The organism is Polynucleobacter sp. IMCC30063 (genome assembly GCF_021395235.1).
Lineage (GTDB): Bacteria > Pseudomonadota > Gammaproteobacteria > Burkholderiales > Burkholderiaceae > Polynucleobacter.
The window spans coordinates 680,279-695,594 of record NZ_JAJVCQ010000001.1; the positions used below are offsets into that span (position 1 = coordinate 680,279).

Genomic DNA, 15,316 nt, shown 5'->3' on the forward strand with positions numbered 1-15,316 from the left:
CTTATGAATTTGGTTACCCCGCTACATACATCTACAAATAGAAATTATTTAGAGCGCATGCTTGATCAGAAAGTGCATTGTATGGAGGTAGCCTCTAAATATGGATTTGATTATTGGGATGGTGAAAGGCGTTACGGTTATGGCGGATATAAATATATTCCAGGTAGATGGGCTCCTGTTGCTCTAGGCCTAATAAAAAGCTATGACTTAAAGAGTGGTTCAAAAGTTCTTGACTTGGGGTGTGGCAAGGGTTATTTAATATTCGAGATGTTAAAAATAGAACCTGGGCTCGAGATTGTAGGTATTGATAATTCAGAGTATGCGATTGAAAATTCAAAAGAAGAGATTCAGAGCGCTATACTTAAAAGGTCACTGCTTCAAAAGCTGGAATTTGACGATAAGCATTTTGATTTGGTGGTCTCATTAGCTACCCTTCATAATTTTACTATTTTTGATTTAGAGAATATATTTAATGAAATTAATAGGGTCGGAAAAAATTCTTATATTATGGTTGAAAGTTATAGAAATTTCCAAGAGTTATTTAATTTGGAATGCTGGGCCTTAACCTGCCTCTCTTTTTTTAGCAATATTGAATGGATATGGCTATTTAACAAATTTAGGTACGTTGGTGATTACGAGTTTATTTATTTTGAATAAATAAAAAGTCATTGAAAATGGACTCAAAGATATCCCTAGTGATTTTAGGTAGTTCTGGTTTTGTGGGGACTGCCTTAGAAATTTTTACTGCTGAATTCCATCCAGAAATTAATTTAGTAGGTAGCTGTCTTGGGAGGATTGATTTATCAATTGAAAAAGAATGTTTGGACCTCGTTGAGTTGATACCAAATAATTCATGCTTAATGGTCTGCGCTGGAATTAAAAAACAATTTGGTGACACAATTGAAAATTTGTTAGAGAACAATAAGATTGCAGACAATATTGCAAAATTGATAACTAGTTCAGGCAGGCTTAGTAAGGTGATATATATAAGTTCTGCAGAGGTTTATGGGCATCCAAAAGATATATTGCTTTCCGAAAATACACTAGTTAATCCTTCCACTTATTATGGCGCTCATAAAATATACATGGAGGGAATCATTGCTAAAGCTTGCAAAGGAAGAGGGATAGGGTACTGTTTTCCAAGGCCGCCATTGATATACGGAGATGGTGATAGCTCACTTTCATATGGTCCAACAGGATTCATTTGGCATGCATTATTGAATAAGCAAATAAATGTGTGGGGCGATGGGAAGGAATTAAGAGAATTTATCTATATTGATGATTTATGTGCAGTTTTGATGAATTTGGTAACCATGGAAAAAGTAATTGATGGCCCCTTAAATATTGTTTCTGGTATAAGTTATAGCTTTGAGAAGCTATTAGTTGAAATAAAAAAATTGCTACCCAAAACACAGAGCAGATCAAAGTTGCGAAACATGGATTCATTTAATCTAATTTTTGATCCAAAGTTAATTAAATCTGTAATGTCAAATGATTTTAAATTCACAAGTCTTAGATCTGGATTAAAAAAAATGTATGAAAGTAAAGGTGTATTAAGGTGGCCTCAGTAAATATATGAAAATTTTAGATCTAGGCGCTCAGCCCGTCTCGAATCGTTTTATAAAAGAGGGTGATAGATCAGCTATTCCCGAATATCCATTGGGTTTAATAATGGATGAGGACAGTGGAATAATTCGATTAGATCCTGCAATGCCATTTGAAGAGCTTAGACCAAGGGTGCCCTGGATTAAGGCATTTGAGCCAGAAGATCATTTGGATGACTTAGTAAGTAGATTATTACAGCTTCCCGGTATTACAAAGAGCTCAACATTCTTTGGGTATAGTTTTAAAGACGAAAGTACCTTACGACGAATTAGTTCACTTGGGTATGAAAAAATTTGGCAAATAGATCCAAGGGTTGACCTCCATGTTTTTGAAGAAAATGCAGGGATAGAAACATATCAAGCGATGCTTAATTTAGAGGCAGGAATAAGAATAAGAGAAAAATATGGCGCTCCAGATGTGCTTATACTTCGACACGTGATTGAGCACTCATTCAGCCTTGATAAATTCTTGGAATTTATCAAGGCTGTTGTGAATACCAATGGATATTTGGTGATTGAATTACCTGATTGCACAAAACCTCTGCAAGGGGGAGACTGTACTATGATCTGGGAGGAGCACCTTTTTTACTTCACTAAAAATTCTTTTGAAAATTTGCTCATCACTAATGGCTTCGAAATAGTAGACTTTTATGAAGTTGAGTATCCACTAGAAAATTGTATGATTGCAATCGTTAAAAATATTGAACACAAAGAAAGTCATAAAAATATATTTAAGAGTGAGCTTGGGCTTGCAAATAACTATCGGAATTTATTCCTTGAGCGAAAAGATGTCATTAGGGAGCTCTTTGAAAAGATTGCTAACAAAGGCTTAAGAGTTGCAGCGTTTGGTGCTGGTCACTATACTATTGCTTTTCTAGCATATATGGATCTTGCACGTCATATATCTTTTGTAATTGATGACGATTTAAATAAAATAGGATACCGCCTACCTTTAAAATCAAATATTTTAATAAATACATCTGAACTATTGAACAAGGATAATATAGATTTGTGTTTGCTTGGATTAAATCCAGCGCATCACGAAAAGGTAATTAAAAAGCATGAAAAATTTAGTAACGAGGGCGGAAGATTCGCCTCAATTTTCCCAAACAGTTCTCTTGATATCTTATCCTTAGATTTATGAAAAGCTATAAAAAGAATTCACCCCTAATTTTGTATCCTAATGATGGTGAAATTAGCTTTACTCGCGATGATATAGCGGAATTGAAAGCAATGGCCTTGGCTAATCCCGAAAAGAAGATTCGGTTTTGCACCCACGATGATCCAAATGATTTAGTACATGAAATGATTATTGTGCATACTCGTGAATATAAAGTTATTCCCCATAAACATACCAATAGGAATGAATCAATATATATAATTGAGGGTGAAGTAGATATATTACTTTTTGGGGATAACGGTAAGATTCAAGAAGTTATAGAAATGGGAGACTTATCTACAAGTAAAATCTTCTACTATAAAATGCCCAGAGATAAAGTTCATACATTTTTGATTCTCTCAGAAATATTGGTATTCAAAGAGGTTACTCAGGGCCCATTTAATTATGATGAGACTATTTTTTTTAAGGATTACAATATAATCTAATGTCAATAAAATAATAAATTCTTAATATATGCTTAATAAATCGGTTCGCAAAGATTCTGTTTGTCGAGTTTGCCGCGGAGTGAATCTGGATACGGTTTTAAAGCTTGCAGACACCCCCCTGGAAGATGCCTACCTTAGAGTAGATAAATTCAATACAGAGCAGCCAACCTTTCCTTTAGAGCTTGCTAAATGTTCTAATTGTGGATATGTTTTTTTACCCTATGTCGTATATCCAGAAATCAGTTATTCAAATTACGTTTATAAAAGTAGCATTACTGTAGGTCTTGGGGAGCATTACAAGGACTATGTCAAAAGTTTAATTTTAGAATACTCGATTCCAGCAAATGAACTTGCTGTAGATATTGGCAGTAATGATGGATTGATGTTAAGGGCGTTTAAGGCCGGCGAACTTGAACCAATAGGAGTTGAACCCGCGCCAGCTATTGCAAATCATTCTAATTCCCAAGGGTTTTTAACTATTAATAGCTATTTTGATTTCAAGGTTAAGAATCAAATAGAGCAAAACTATGGCCGGGCACGTTTAATTACTGCAAACTATATGTTTGCTAATGTTGATGATCTTTCAGACTTTTTGAATAATGTTAAGGGGCTATTGAATTCAGAGGGTTTATTTGTTGTGCAGACTGGTTATCACCCAGATCAATTTAGGGGAATGATGTTCGATTATATTTATCACGAACATTTTTCCTACTTCACTCTTAATGTTCTAATAAAATTATTTGATTTAGCAGATCTTCAAATAATCAATGCCCATAAAGTTTCTCCTAAAGGAGGCTCTTTGAGAGTTGTCGCCCAGATTAAGGGCGGGAAATATCCCGTTAGTTATAATGTTGATAAAATTTGTCAAGAAGAGAATAATGAGGATAAAGATTTCTTCAAGAATTTTGACTTAAAAATCAACCTATCTCGCGATAGAATCATCTCTCTTTTAACTGAAATTAAGTCGTCCAATAAGAGCATTGTGGGTTTTGGCGCCTCTCATAGTACGACAACATTGTTATATCACTTCAAGTTAGCGCCGTATTTAGATTATTTAGTTGATGATAATATTGCTAAGCATGGTACATTCTCGCCAGGTGTCCATATTCCTGTTTATCCATTTGAGAAGATATACGAATCTCCACCCGATTACATACTAATTCTTGCATGGCAACATGCTGAATCAATTAAAAGTCGCCACACTGATTATTTATCAAATGGTGGCGCCTGGATCGTACCTTTACCAGATTTGCAGGTAATAAAAACTAAATGAAAAAAGTTTTTGTTTACGGCGCTTTTAATGTTTTGCATCCAGGACATTTGAGACTTTTAAGATTTGCAAAGGAATTGGGTGATATTTTAATTGTTGGAGTATTGAGCGATAAAGTGGCTGGCATATCCGCACATATTCCAGAAAATTATAGGTTAGAGGCGGTGCAGTCTAACAAAATGGCTGACCAAGTTATATTAATTGATCAGCCGATAGAAGAAGTAATAGAAGTGCTTAAGCCTGAAATTGTAGTTAAGGGTAAGGAATTTGAAAAAAAAATTAATCCTGAAATGAAGGTTATAAAAAAGTATGGTGGTAGATTAATATTTAGCTCTGGAGAGGCGATGTTCTCATCGCTAGATCTCATTAGAGGCGAATTTAATTCCTATTTAAATAGCTCAATGAAGTCCCCAAAAAGCTACATTGAGAATCATAAAATATCATTAGATAGACTAATTAATTTCATTAATAAATTTTCAAGCTTGCGAGTATGCGTAATAGGCGATTTAATAGTTGATGAATATATTAGTTGTGAGCCTTTGGGCATGTCACAGGAAGATCCTACTCTTGTTGTCTCGCCGATTGACAGTATTAAATTTATTGGGGGTGCTGGAATTGTAGCTGCACATGCCGCCACTCTTGGCGCTAATGTTTCATTTATTTCGGTTGCTGGGGAAGATGAAAATAAGCAATTTTCCTCTAATGCATTAGAAAAATTAAATGTTAAATCAGTTATATTTTCTGATATTGAAAGACCAACAACTCATAAGCAGAGATATAGAGCACAAGATAAAACTTTACTACGCGTTAGTCATTTACATCAGGGCGCAATTTCTGTAGACATACAAAAAAATATCTTGGAGTGCTTTAAGGGCATTGTTAGCCAAATTGACTTGCTAGTATTTTCTGATTTTAATTATGGTTGTCTACCGCAAGAATTAATTGATGAACTTATTAAATTGGCAAGAGAGCATGGAGTTTTTTGCTCTGCAGATAGTCAGTCTTCGTCGCAAGTAGGGAATATTGCTAGATTCAAAGATATGGATTTGATTACTCCAACCGAGAGAGAGGCAAGAATAAGTACCAGAAATTTTGAATCTGGTTTAGTTGTTCTAGCCGAAAAACTAATGGAGGATAGTCGCTCAAAAAATATTGTATTAAAGCTTGGCGCTGATGGTGCTTTAATTCAGCTGCCTAAAACCTCTACAAGTCTATGGGTAACAGATCGCATACCAGCACTAAATGTTAATCCCAAAGATGTTGCTGGAGCCGGGGATTCATTGTTAATTGCTGCATCCCTTTCACTTGTCTTAGGTGCGTCTATATGGGAAGCAGCCCTTATTGGATCTGTCGCAGCGGCAATTCAAGTTGGTAGAATAGGAAATATGCCACTAAAAAATGAAGAATTAATTAGGGATGTCAATGGACTTGCAGATTGAGGGTAGAGTTGCCCTAATAACGGGTGCAAGCAAGAATTTAGGTAGGCAAATTGCAATTCAACTCGCCTCTGAAGGAGCTCGCATCATTGCAGTTGCTAGAGATGAAAATGCTTTAGAGTTGCTACTTTCAGAGTTACCGGGACCCAAAAATAATCATTTAATTCTAGGTATAGATTTGCTAGAGGAGGGGGGGGTAAGTCAATTAATTAGCTCATTGAAAAATTCAAATTTTTCCCCAGATATAGTGATTCATAATTTGGGCGGTTCATTAAAGGTCGTAGATCCATTTAGCGAAGTAGAAAAATGGAATATTGTATGGCAATATAATATTGGAGTTGCCATTGCAATTAATAACTTTGTTATCCCCAGGATGGTTGAAAAGCACTTTGGTCGTATTATTCATATTTCTACGTTATCCACTCAATCTCAGCAAGGATACGCCCCTTATGTAAGTGCTAAATATGCGCTCGAGGGTTATGTGAAAACGGTAAGTCAAACAGTCTCACAGCATAATGTAGTTATTAATGCAATAGCACCTGGCTTACTTGATATTGAAGATAGGTATTATGGGCGTATGAAGAGAGAAAATCTCCCTAAATTAAATGAGTATTTTTCTCATTATTTGCCTATTAAGAGAATGGGATCTCTAGAGGAAATTGCAATCTTAGTGACTTTTATGGCATCACAACATTCTAGTTTTATGCCTGGATCAATTATTCGTATTGATGGCGGAGGAAGGTAGTATTAACCAATGAACAAAGATTTTTTGATAAATGGTTTTGAAATTATTGACTGCCCTAAAGTTGAGCTAATCAGTCAATTGCGTGATGAGATTTATAAAATAATTTCACAGGTTTATTCCATAAAAGATCCGCTATCTGAAAGCGGTTTAAATTATTTTCACAAGCACATACAAGCATTGAATTTAGCTGAGCTCAACAAGTTTAGGCTTGAAACAATTTCCTGTATAAATTCCCAGCTTAATGTTAGTCACTTAGTTTTTAATGCATTTAGGGATGTAGTTATAGAACTTCTAGGGCCTGATATCTTAGTCCAAAAAAATTGTAATTTGGTGTTGCAGCCTCCGGGAGATCCTAATCCTTCTGAAATTCATAGAGATGCCCCACTAAATTCACCATACGAGATTGTAGTGTGGATACCTTTGGTAGATTGTTATAAAACGAAGAGCATGTATATTCTTGATGCCAAGCACAGTACAAAGGCAATTGAATATTTAGATAATAATCCAGAGGATTGGGATGCCTTTGAAATATTTAGCAAAAGTTTAGCGGTAAATCCAGACGTAAAATTCGGTCAGGCTTTAATCTTTCATACAGGGTGTATCCATGGGTCTGAAATTAATAAGGAGATGGAAACAAGGGTAAGCCTTAATATTAGATTTAAAAATCTATTCAGCCCCCCAGGCATGAAAAATCAATTAGAATTTTTTGATGTGATTAATACTTCTCAAGTGGTGCGCTTAGGTAATAGCTTGGAGTTTTATGAGCTAACAAAATGAAGCAATATTATTCCTGCATAGATTCTTCTCTGCCATCTCCGCAACCTGAGCAGCATCTTATTATGAGGCTTATGGCGGAAACCTTAAAGGGTAAAATTGTCTTTTATGGAGCAGAAGAGATTAGAGTTATAAAGCAGCAGCCTTTTATTTTGCCAAAATTGATGCGCACAAATGATTTAGACGGTGTAATTTTTTTTACATTTAATCAATTTTGCTATTCAGGAAAGATAAACATAAAATTGCTTTTACAAATTCTAGAAATTGGTTTAACAATTCATTTCGCAAGAGAAAAATTTTCGTTTAATGAAAAATTAGATGTCTATAAAAAATTTCAAGTTTTATCCCCCTACTGCAACAATTTATTTAGGAACAAAGCGGAAAGTATCGTTAGCTTAAATAGTATGTTCCAATAAGGTAAATTTTTTAGGGAAGCAATTGACCTTTTACTTCATGATGAAGATTTAACAGCCAATCTGGAATTTGATGTTTTATTATGGGCTTGGGGTCAAATTGAGCTTTAATTAGGGCTTCTGGGGATCCAATATCTCTTAGAACGTTAGAATTATGCCAAGTTGAAATTCTTCCAAGAAAATGGGGCAACACTTCAGTGCTAAAGTCGGTTATTTCTGGACGATCTACAATCCATTGAACAACAAATGGATCTAAGATGTATATTGCTCCGTTTGCGAGAGTAGATTTCGCATTTTTAGTCTTTTCATAAATTTTATGAACAATGCCACTACTATTTACTTCAACAATCCCACATAATTCCGGATTATCGCAATTAAATGTCATCATAGTAATGAGGCAATTTTTTTGAAGACTAACGTTATGAGATTTCACAAAATCTCCTAAATCACATGGACACCAATTATCAGCATGAATGACTAATAAAGGTTCAAGCTGATATTCATTTGCATTATTACGAATTGTTCCAGCGGTTCCTAGAAGATGATTTTCATAACTAATTTTAACTAGGCTACCTAGATGTAGTGATCCAATAAAATTCGATACTAAATTTGCTTGGTAGTGGGTATTAATTATGATTAATGGGCACTTTATATTCAGAATTGAATCGATCCAGTACGACAGTAAAGGAAAATCTCCTATTGGCATAAGACATTTAGGGAGTTTTTCTGAGAGCTTACCAAGGCGTGTTCCCAGTCCAGCTGCCAGTAAAAGCGTCTTCATTTAATTTGACTTAACTTAGATATTTGAACCAGTCCCTAGTGGCATCGGATATCGATTCGGGCGTCCATACAGGAGCATCTTTCCAATAGTCTATATTTTCTAATACTAATTTGATGCCACTATTAATATTTACTTTAGGCGTCCAATTTAACTCAGAGGTTATTCTTTTAATATCTGCATAGGTATTATCAGGCTCGCCTGGCCTCTTCGGAATATGAACTGTATTATCACTTAATAGCTTCGCCAAACTATTGATGGATATAGTTGAACCACTTCCCACATTAAAAATATCATGGCTTATGGGGGATTCAGCAGCGCTAATAATGGCGCTAGTGATATCGGTCACATAAGTAAAATCTCGAGTTTGCTCTCCAGAGCCTACAATCGTAAGGGGTTTTCCTGCTAGTTTTTGTGCAAGAAATACCCCCAAAACAGCGCCATATGTACCAGAAGTTCTTGAACGAGGACCATAAACATTAAAAAATCGCAAAGAAATAGCCGGTAATTTGTAGACTTGGGACCAGTGCATAACGAGCTCTTCCCCTAATCTTTTTGTTAATGCATAGGGGTATTGAGGATTAATTTTTGAATCTTCTGGAGTTGGATATTTATCCGGTATGCCATAGCAAGATGACGATGCAGAGTAAATTAGTTTTTTAACTTTTGAAGCAAGGGAGGCCTGCAGAACATTAAATGTACCAATTACATTAGATTGGAAATAGGCATCAGGATTTTTAATGCTAGGAACGATATCTGCTAAAGCTGCAAGATGAAATACCCAATCTATATTTTTGAATTTCGATTGCCAGCTACCCGATTCTCCAATGTCAGCATTAACAAATTCAATATTATTTTTAAAATGCTCAATATTATTAAGGTTTCCAGTGCTTAAATTATCGATGACTATTACTGAGATATTCTTCTTTAATAAAGAATCGACAAGATGGCTACCTATGAAGCCCGCACCACCTGTAACTATAGCCCGCATTAAAACTCCTAATTTATTGGATAGAAATAGCTAAATCAATGGCAGATAGCAGCCAAATATAATGAATCATTTCAACATAATTATAGGATGATGAGTTAGCATAATAGTTAAGATGGCCTAATTTACGAAGCGGATTTTCCTCAAGAAATCCTGAGAATGTAACAATCTTTAATTTTAAATCTTCAGCAGCATGGGCAGCATTTAAAATATTTTTAGATTGGCCGCTGCTGCTTATCAAAATAATCAAATCTCCCGAGTCAGCGTAAGCTTTTATGGCCTCAGAAAGCCAATTTTCGTAACCAAAATCATTCGCAAAGCATGTGATGAGATTTGGTTCATTAAAATTTATTGCTCTAATCTTGCCTGCTTTTGTAAGATCAACAGCTGCATGACTAGCAATAGAGGCGCTACCTCCATTACCTGCCAGAATAATTTTTCCCTTACCCCTGCGAATATTGACAAGTTCGTTTGAAAGCTCTCCTAAATTATTCGAATCGTTACCCGAAAGTAGAATAGATAAGTCATCAAAATATTTAGAAAAATAAGATTTTTTCATTGGCTATTTTTTATCAGTAATACATTAAATTTATGCGTAAAAAAAGTAACTTTAAATAGTAATGTTTAAATTTCTTGTATATAAGGTAGAAGCTAATTATAACCAATTAAAGTATATTCTTACTTAAACTACAAAATTGATTGGAATGTAATGAACTTTCTTGTTATTCATGAGGTCAGTTACCTCAATAAACCTGTATATGAGTATCAAGATTTTGCTGAGCGCTTAGCGGCTCTAGGACATGAAGTAACAGTGTTTGATTTTGATGAGCAAACTTATAGCACTGTTTTAACTACTAAAAGTGTGAGCAAAACGAGCTTAGCAAAAATTAATTTAATTAGCATTCCACATATCCCAATTCCTTTTATCGGTGTATTGTGGGCAAGATACCGATTTGAGGAACAATTTAAGCAATTATTAAAAGCCTATTCGTTTGATGCCATTCTTTTGTATTCTGTCTTTGTCAATGGTACAAACACAATAGATCTTGCTAAGCAGTTCGGTGTCCCTGTTATTTATCGTCTTTTAGATGCTTATCATCGATTACGCAAGAATCCCTTGCAGTCTTGGATTTTGCGCTCTGGTGAAAAAAAAATTTACCGTAAAGCTACAGCCTTACTTGCGACTAATCTTCGTATGCAGCGCTATGTTAAAGAGTTAGTTGGCCCTAATCACGCACCATGCACTATTCTCGATCATGGGGTCGATACAGAGCACTTTTTGGCACTACCCCCTAATCAAGATCTTTTGCGTGCTTTGGGTATTCCCGAAAACGCTATTATTGGCGTTTTTCTAGGAACGACTTATTCATTTAGTCAGCTAGAGAGCTTAATTACTCAAATGGAGGCTATTCGTGTAAAAGTCCCTCATTTTGTCTTATTAATTGTTGGTGCTGGCCCATCGGACGCTGCTATTCAAGAGGCGATTGTTGCTAATCACGCCCAACATTGTGTATTTACTTGCGGCATGATTGATTACGCACATTTGCCAGCTTATCTTTCTTTAGCTGCGATTGCCCTTTGCCCATTTATGATTAATGAGATTACACGGGAAATTATTCCGATCAAAATATTGCAATACTTAGCTTCAGGTTTACCCGTCATCTCTACACCACTCCCCGATGTCATGAGACACTTTCCGCAGTCAGTCAGCGGTGTTATTTATTCGAAAGATGATGGACTTGATTGCTTTATTGATACCCTGGTTCACGTTCTTCATGATCCGGCATTAAAAGAGCTTGGTATCAAGGGTAGATTATATGTCTCAGAGCATTACTCAATTCAAGCAACGATGACTCAATTAGAATCCATATTAATGAATCCTTCCCTTGTTTTGAGTTGATTTTGGCTGCTCATTAAGCGCTTATTAACCGCTCTTTAAGTAATTGCATTCTTGGTTTTGAGTTGGCTTCAAGATTTACTGGCACCAGCGGATTTTGCTTACCACCTGTGGTTTTGGCCTTTATATTGCTAGCTTCCGTAATGAGATTAGTGGGCTCGCCCATACTGATGCCAAAAGCTAGACGCACGGTTTGCGTTAGTACTTTATGGCGCAACATGCGCATGGGCATTTCATGCCAGATGGGTTGATTGGTTTTTACTTCTGCAAAATATTCTCTAACGGTAATGGGATGTATTCGGTCTGATCGAAAGATAGTGCACTCCATCCAATAGGGCTCTGAATTTCCATCACTAAGAGCCTCTTGAAAAGTGACGCCTTGAAATGCCGGCTGGGCGTTCATGATTTTGATCCAGCCATCAATGGTAATTAAGGGCAGATACACGGGGTTCGCTTCATTCTCTTTAAGAAATACCGAGATTTCTCCTAATAATGGATCTAGGTGGTATCGCTCAATCAGCCGTAAAAAAGCGAGCCTAGGTAACTCCTCTATTAACTTTAATTTTTCCATTAATACTTTTAGGTCAAGCGGGCTAATAGCAATGGCTTGACAGGCGCTACTTAATGCGTAGTCAATCATGCAAGAACCCTCCTCTTTTAAATTACTATTTTTAGTAGTTTTTTTGCTTGCCCCTTTACTTTGAAGGGAGGTTTGCAGTATTGATGCGGTATGTGACGCGGTATGCAATTTTAGTCTCCTATTGACTTGGGGGTTTTTTACTGAACTCGCAGCTCAAATTCTTTTAGAACGAGTCTACGGGTATTGGCTATGGGAGCTTGATAGGGTTTAATTAAGTCGGGATAGTCGGTTTGTAGACGTTTGGTATCAATGCGAAGACTTACCTTTGGCGCCTTCCAGGTTGCAATTGTCAATCCCTCGTGAAGCAGTACTTCAGCGTCTTGCATTTCTTGCATGACGGCCTGCTTGATAAGGTCAATTTCTTTTTCAATGGCGAGTGCCTGTTGATGCAGAAGCGGTAATTGCGTTAAATGGCTTAGGGTCGCTTTACTTGCCTCCACTTTTTTATTACTCACGCTTTTGGCAAATACCTTTTGACAGTCTTGTATGTTTTTGACATTTGGTCTTTGTTTTTGAAGCACGTTACACTCCCAAAACGCATAGGCTTTTTCTAAAATGAGATGCTCTAATTCCAGATCGCGTCTGATGGTGTAAATACGAAAATCCTGATTGCCAAAAAGCACTGCTAAATCCATTTGCTCCATTTGCGTAATTGCTAAATACCAAGCACATTGGCATAAATACACTAAGGGCACTTGATCTGATCCTGCTTCCCCCCACTGGCTTTGCGAAAATGGATTTGCGGTCTTACACTCTAAAAGACTTTCCACCCAATTTTTATTGATTTGATTTGCAAATTGAGGCGGAAAAATGTCACTCAGATCATCATCAAATTGGGGAGTATTTTTTTTCAAAATAAACCGATCAATATGGGCCTTAAAAAAATTATGCTCTTGATGCGTAATAGCGCTTGGATGATTTAATAACTTTTGCCCTGTAGCCTTGGCATATTCTTTGGCAATAAATTCTTCAGCAAAACTGCCAAAGCGCATGGCTAAATTGGCTTCCTTACTTTTGTCTTCTCCAGTTTTTTCTAGCCAGACATCAATGGGGGTGCGGTAAGGGGATAGACCTAAAATAGCGCCAATATCGCTGCCACCTATGAATTGCGTGCGATTTTGTGTAAAATCTTGATTTATAAGCATTTTCGAACTCCTTTACTTTATTTAAAATATAAATTAATTCAAATTAGAACTAATTTAATTCATTATAGGTTATAAAAAGTTTGATTACAAGCGACCAAATTCGCGCGGCCAGGGCTTTATTAGATTGGTCAAGGGAGCAGCTTTCAAAAAAATCAGCAATAGGCATTTCGGCTCTTATGCGCTTAGAGGCTTCTGAGGGTGTCCCAGCAGGGAACATTAAAACTTTTGCAGCAGTTCAAAAAGCTTTTGAAGCTGCCGGCATTGAATTTATCGGTACCCCCGAATCCGGTGCCGGCGTTCGCTGGCGCCTGTAAGCCTCCATCAAATCTGAGTCCGCCATGGGCTCAAAGTCCAAAGTTGCCCCGCGCCATTTCGGGCAAATTCAAGTAATTCCCAGCTCTCAAGCCTAACTTACTAAGCCCAAAATTTATTTGACTTAATAGTTTTAATTATGTTACTATTAAAAAATAGGGTAAGAACAAAAGCTATTTAGGCAAGAAGAATTTGACTAAAAGCCAGGCAGAGCAGAGTAGAGCTGGGCAGAGCAGAGCAGAGCCAAGCAAGTTTTTGGAGCAGATACGAAAAGGGCGCAAGGTATGCAGTTGCAGGAAATAAAAACCATCATTCGCGAATCCAGGCGCCTAGTCAAAATTTCGCCTGAGATGCGCCAAGATTGCTATACCCGTGCTTTGGAGGCTTTTTTTAAAGGGGATTTTGCGCTTGGCAAAAAATTATTGCGTATGGTAATTAATGGCGCCATGGGCTATGAAGTACTTGCCACGAATACTGGCATTCCAAGTAAAAGTATTCACCGCATGCTCTCATCAAAAGGTAACCCGAGCTCAACGTCACTTTTTTTAATTTTAAATGCGGTGCGCAAGTTTGAAGGTTTTGGGGTGCACGTACAAGTGACCTATACGCCCAAGCAGCAGAAGTAGCTGCGCTTAGATGAGATGCAGAGTAAGTTTATTCACAATATTAATTGAGTTTGGAGATGAAAATGGGACAACAATATAACGCATTTCAGCATGGCTTATTTGCCAAAGAGGTCTTACTGCCGTTTGAAGACCGGCGCCAATTTTTGCGATTTTGTCGCGAGATTATCGCAAGCCTCAATCCTGAAAATGAAATTCAAGGGCACTTTGCCCGCGAAATTGCCGAAGACGCTTGGAAAATTAAACGCATCGATAAAACCATTCAAGCGCAAAGACAAAGTATTTATGAGCGATTAAGCCCACAAATGGTCGCGCAATTTGCTGATCTTCCAGAAAAGTTGCATGCTAGCGCTCCATCTTGGCTTACTGATCTGTCTAGTAAAGTAACTCAGTTTGAGAAAAAGTTTTATCGACTCGTGTGTACGCAATACGACGATTGTTTAAAAAACTATGTGGGCATTCCCAATTTAGTGGCTGTTTATAAACAGTATCCACAGCTCTTTTTATGCGCAAGCGCCCAAGCTGAAGAAAGCGCTCAGCGGCCAATTATTAATACTGCTACTAATACACTGGATCCGGCTTGGCAACAAAGTTCCAAAGCCCTTTGGCTGGCGCTAGAAAAAGCCTATCAGCTAGCTTATTTTTATGCTCACTGGGATAGCATTCGTAAGTTAGCCCATCCTTATGTACAAAGTTGGTTTTATTTGCAAGCCGCGCAGCATTCCCGTCTTGAGCATCACCAAAGCTTAGGACTGAAAGCGCGCATGGATTTACGTAAGCAATTACAAGCCTATGAAAGACTGAAGAAAAACGCCGTACTTTATAGCGGGATCTTGCACAGCATAGTGAGTGAGAATCAAGCGCAGCAAGCCCATGGTAATGCTAAAGGTAACGGCATGGCCAATAGCAAAGATAGCGGAAAAGCTAAGCAGAAGGCAGTAAAGCCACGAAATGCAAAAGTAAAGGTCAGTCTAGCGCCAATGCAAACCAGTTTAGCTAATCTACAAGTAAGCACGCAGGCCGTAATACCGGTAGTTCAGCATTAAGATGCTAAGGAAAGCACTGAGGTAAGCACTGAGGTAAGCA

Annotated in this window: 18 protein-coding genes; 13 read left to right on the forward strand and 5 right to left on the reverse strand. The window is 37.1% G+C overall.

From position 1 onward, the window contains the following. The first annotated feature begins 3 nt into the window (after positions 1–3). The 9 genes from LZG75_RS03485 to LZG75_RS03525 are packed head-to-tail and all read left to right on the forward strand — an operon-like array spanning position 4 to position 7,850. Positions 4–657, forward strand: a complete 654-nt coding sequence (locus tag LZG75_RS03485; protein ID WP_233935234.1) for a class I SAM-dependent methyltransferase — start codon at positions 4–6, stop codon at positions 655–657. A 17-nt stretch (positions 658–674) separates the two neighbouring features. Next, a complete protein-coding gene (locus LZG75_RS03490; RefSeq protein WP_233935236.1) occupies positions 675–1,571 on the forward strand; it encodes an SDR family oxidoreductase in 897 nt (298 codons plus the stop codon). A 4-nt stretch (positions 1,572–1,575) separates the two neighbouring features. Then, positions 1,576–2,748, forward strand: coding sequence for a methyltransferase domain-containing protein (locus LZG75_RS03495; RefSeq protein ID WP_233935238.1), 1,173 nt, complete (start codon positions 1,576–1,578; stop codon positions 2,746–2,748). After that, a complete protein-coding gene (locus LZG75_RS03500) occupies positions 2,745–3,209 on the forward strand; it encodes a WbuC family cupin fold metalloprotein (RefSeq protein WP_233935246.1) in 465 nt (154 codons plus the stop codon). The genes LZG75_RS03495 and LZG75_RS03500 overlap by 4 nt, the downstream gene beginning before the upstream one ends. A 28-nt stretch (positions 3,210–3,237) precedes the next feature. Beyond that, positions 3,238–4,482: a class I SAM-dependent methyltransferase gene (locus LZG75_RS03505; RefSeq protein WP_255698754.1), complete on the forward strand. Its 1,245-nt coding sequence runs from the start codon at positions 3,238–3,240 to the stop codon at positions 4,480–4,482. Continuing rightward, positions 4,479–5,918 (forward strand): PfkB family carbohydrate kinase, encoded by a 1,440-nt coding sequence (locus LZG75_RS03510; protein WP_233935252.1) that lies wholly within the window; start codon positions 4,479–4,481, stop codon positions 5,916–5,918. The genes LZG75_RS03505 and LZG75_RS03510 overlap by 4 nt, the downstream gene beginning before the upstream one ends. After that, positions 5,902–6,660 (forward strand): SDR family NAD(P)-dependent oxidoreductase, encoded by a 759-nt coding sequence (locus tag LZG75_RS03515; protein ID WP_233935254.1) that lies wholly within the window; start codon positions 5,902–5,904, stop codon positions 6,658–6,660. The genes LZG75_RS03510 and LZG75_RS03515 overlap by 17 nt, the downstream gene beginning before the upstream one ends. Positions 6,661–6,669: 9 nt before the next feature. Further along, positions 6,670–7,437, forward strand: coding sequence for a sporadic carbohydrate cluster 2OG-Fe(II) oxygenase (locus tag LZG75_RS03520; RefSeq protein ID WP_233935255.1), 768 nt, complete (start codon positions 6,670–6,672; stop codon positions 7,435–7,437). Continuing rightward, positions 7,434–7,850, forward strand: coding sequence for a hypothetical protein (locus tag LZG75_RS03525; RefSeq protein WP_233935258.1), 417 nt, complete (start codon positions 7,434–7,436; stop codon positions 7,848–7,850). The genes LZG75_RS03520 and LZG75_RS03525 overlap by 4 nt, the downstream gene beginning before the upstream one ends. 10 nt (positions 7,851–7,860) lie before the next feature. Here the strand turns inward: LZG75_RS03525 and LZG75_RS03530 are convergent, their stop codons facing one another. Genes LZG75_RS03530 through LZG75_RS03540 form a run of 3 tightly spaced genes read right to left on the reverse strand, consistent with a single transcriptional unit; the run spans position 7,861 to position 10,172 of the window. Then, positions 7,861–8,628 (reverse strand): nucleotidyltransferase family protein, encoded by a 768-nt coding sequence (locus LZG75_RS03530; protein WP_233935261.1) that lies wholly within the window; start codon positions 8,626–8,628, stop codon positions 7,861–7,863. 10 nt (positions 8,629–8,638) lie between these two features. Then, the gene (locus tag LZG75_RS03535; protein WP_233935264.1) at positions 8,639–9,616 is read right to left on the reverse strand and encodes an SDR family oxidoreductase; all 978 of its coding nucleotides are present in this window, start codon (positions 9,614–9,616) and stop codon (positions 8,639–8,641) included. Between the two features lie 13 nt (positions 9,617–9,629). Continuing rightward, positions 9,630–10,172, reverse strand: a complete 543-nt coding sequence (locus LZG75_RS03540) for an SIS domain-containing protein (protein WP_233935267.1) — start codon at positions 10,170–10,172, stop codon at positions 9,630–9,632. Positions 10,173–10,322: 150 nt separating this feature from the next. Between LZG75_RS03540 and LZG75_RS03545 the strand changes: the two genes are divergently transcribed. Further along, the gene (locus LZG75_RS03545) at positions 10,323–11,513 is read left to right on the forward strand and encodes a glycosyltransferase family 4 protein (protein ID WP_233935269.1); all 1,191 of its coding nucleotides are present in this window, start codon (positions 10,323–10,325) and stop codon (positions 11,511–11,513) included. Between the two features lie 13 nt (positions 11,514–11,526). Here LZG75_RS03545 and LZG75_RS03550 read toward each other — a convergent pair whose 3' ends face one another. Beyond that, entirely contained in the window at positions 11,527–12,150 is a 624-nt protein-coding gene (locus tag LZG75_RS03550) for a recombinase RecT (protein WP_233935272.1), read from the reverse strand. Positions 12,151–12,287: 137 nt separating this feature from the next. Continuing rightward, positions 12,288–13,295 (reverse strand): YqaJ viral recombinase family protein, encoded by a 1,008-nt coding sequence (locus tag LZG75_RS03555; RefSeq protein WP_233935275.1) that lies wholly within the window; start codon positions 13,293–13,295, stop codon positions 12,288–12,290. Between the two features lie 80 nt (positions 13,296–13,375). Here LZG75_RS03555 and LZG75_RS03560 point away from each other — a divergent pair, with 80 nt between their 5' ends. From LZG75_RS03560 to LZG75_RS03570, 3 genes are all read left to right on the forward strand, one after another. After that, positions 13,376–13,609: an XRE family transcriptional regulator gene (locus tag LZG75_RS03560; RefSeq protein ID WP_233935279.1), complete on the forward strand. Its 234-nt coding sequence runs from the start codon at positions 13,376–13,378 to the stop codon at positions 13,607–13,609. A gap of 282 nt (positions 13,610–13,891) precedes the next feature. Next, complete coding sequence (locus LZG75_RS03565; protein WP_233935282.1) at positions 13,892–14,233, forward strand: DNA-binding protein; 342 nt, start codon at positions 13,892–13,894, stop codon at positions 14,231–14,233. A 62-nt stretch (positions 14,234–14,295) separates the two neighbouring features. Further along, complete coding sequence (locus LZG75_RS03570) at positions 14,296–15,276, forward strand: hypothetical protein (RefSeq protein ID WP_233935285.1); 981 nt, start codon at positions 14,296–14,298, stop codon at positions 15,274–15,276. Positions 15,277–15,316 lie beyond the last annotated feature (40 nt).

Excerpts from the sequence above, each read along its gene's own strand:
- LZG75_RS03485 (WP_233935234.1), top strand. The coding sequence starts at position 4 with ATGAATTTGGTTACCCCGCTACATACATCTACAAATAGAAATTATTTA.
- LZG75_RS03490 (WP_233935236.1), top strand. The coding sequence starts at position 675 with ATGGACTCAAAGATATCCCTAGTGATTTTAGGTAGTTCTGGTTTTGTG.
- LZG75_RS03495 (WP_233935238.1), top strand. The coding sequence starts at position 1,576 with ATGAAAATTTTAGATCTAGGCGCTCAGCCCGTCTCGAATCGTTTTATA.
- LZG75_RS03500 (WP_233935246.1), top strand. The coding sequence starts at position 2,745 with ATGAAAAGCTATAAAAAGAATTCACCCCTAATTTTGTATCCTAATGAT.
- LZG75_RS03505 (WP_255698754.1), top strand. The coding sequence starts at position 3,238 with ATGCTTAATAAATCGGTTCGCAAAGATTCTGTTTGTCGAGTTTGCCGC.
- LZG75_RS03510 (WP_233935252.1), top strand. The coding sequence starts at position 4,479 with ATGAAAAAAGTTTTTGTTTACGGCGCTTTTAATGTTTTGCATCCAGGA.
- LZG75_RS03515 (WP_233935254.1), top strand. The coding sequence starts at position 5,902 with ATGGACTTGCAGATTGAGGGTAGAGTTGCCCTAATAACGGGTGCAAGC.
- LZG75_RS03520 (WP_233935255.1), top strand. The coding sequence starts at position 6,670 with ATGAACAAAGATTTTTTGATAAATGGTTTTGAAATTATTGACTGCCCT.
- LZG75_RS03525 (WP_233935258.1), top strand. The coding sequence starts at position 7,434 with ATGAAGCAATATTATTCCTGCATAGATTCTTCTCTGCCATCTCCGCAA.
- LZG75_RS03530 (WP_233935261.1), bottom strand. The coding sequence starts at position 8,628 with ATGAAGACGCTTTTACTGGCAGCTGGACTGGGAACACGCCTTGGTAAG.
- LZG75_RS03535 (WP_233935264.1), bottom strand. The coding sequence starts at position 9,616 with ATGCGGGCTATAGTTACAGGTGGTGCGGGCTTCATAGGTAGCCATCTT.
- LZG75_RS03540 (WP_233935267.1), bottom strand. The coding sequence starts at position 10,172 with ATGAAAAAATCTTATTTTTCTAAATATTTTGATGACTTATCTATTCTA.
- LZG75_RS03545 (WP_233935269.1), top strand. The coding sequence starts at position 10,323 with ATGAACTTTCTTGTTATTCATGAGGTCAGTTACCTCAATAAACCTGTA.
- LZG75_RS03550 (WP_233935272.1), bottom strand. The coding sequence starts at position 12,150 with ATGATTGACTACGCATTAAGTAGCGCCTGTCAAGCCATTGCTATTAGC.
- LZG75_RS03555 (WP_233935275.1), bottom strand. The coding sequence starts at position 13,295 with ATGCTTATAAATCAAGATTTTACACAAAATCGCACGCAATTCATAGGT.
- LZG75_RS03565 (WP_233935282.1), top strand. The coding sequence starts at position 13,892 with ATGCAGTTGCAGGAAATAAAAACCATCATTCGCGAATCCAGGCGCCTA.
- LZG75_RS03570 (WP_233935285.1), top strand. The coding sequence starts at position 14,296 with ATGGGACAACAATATAACGCATTTCAGCATGGCTTATTTGCCAAAGAG.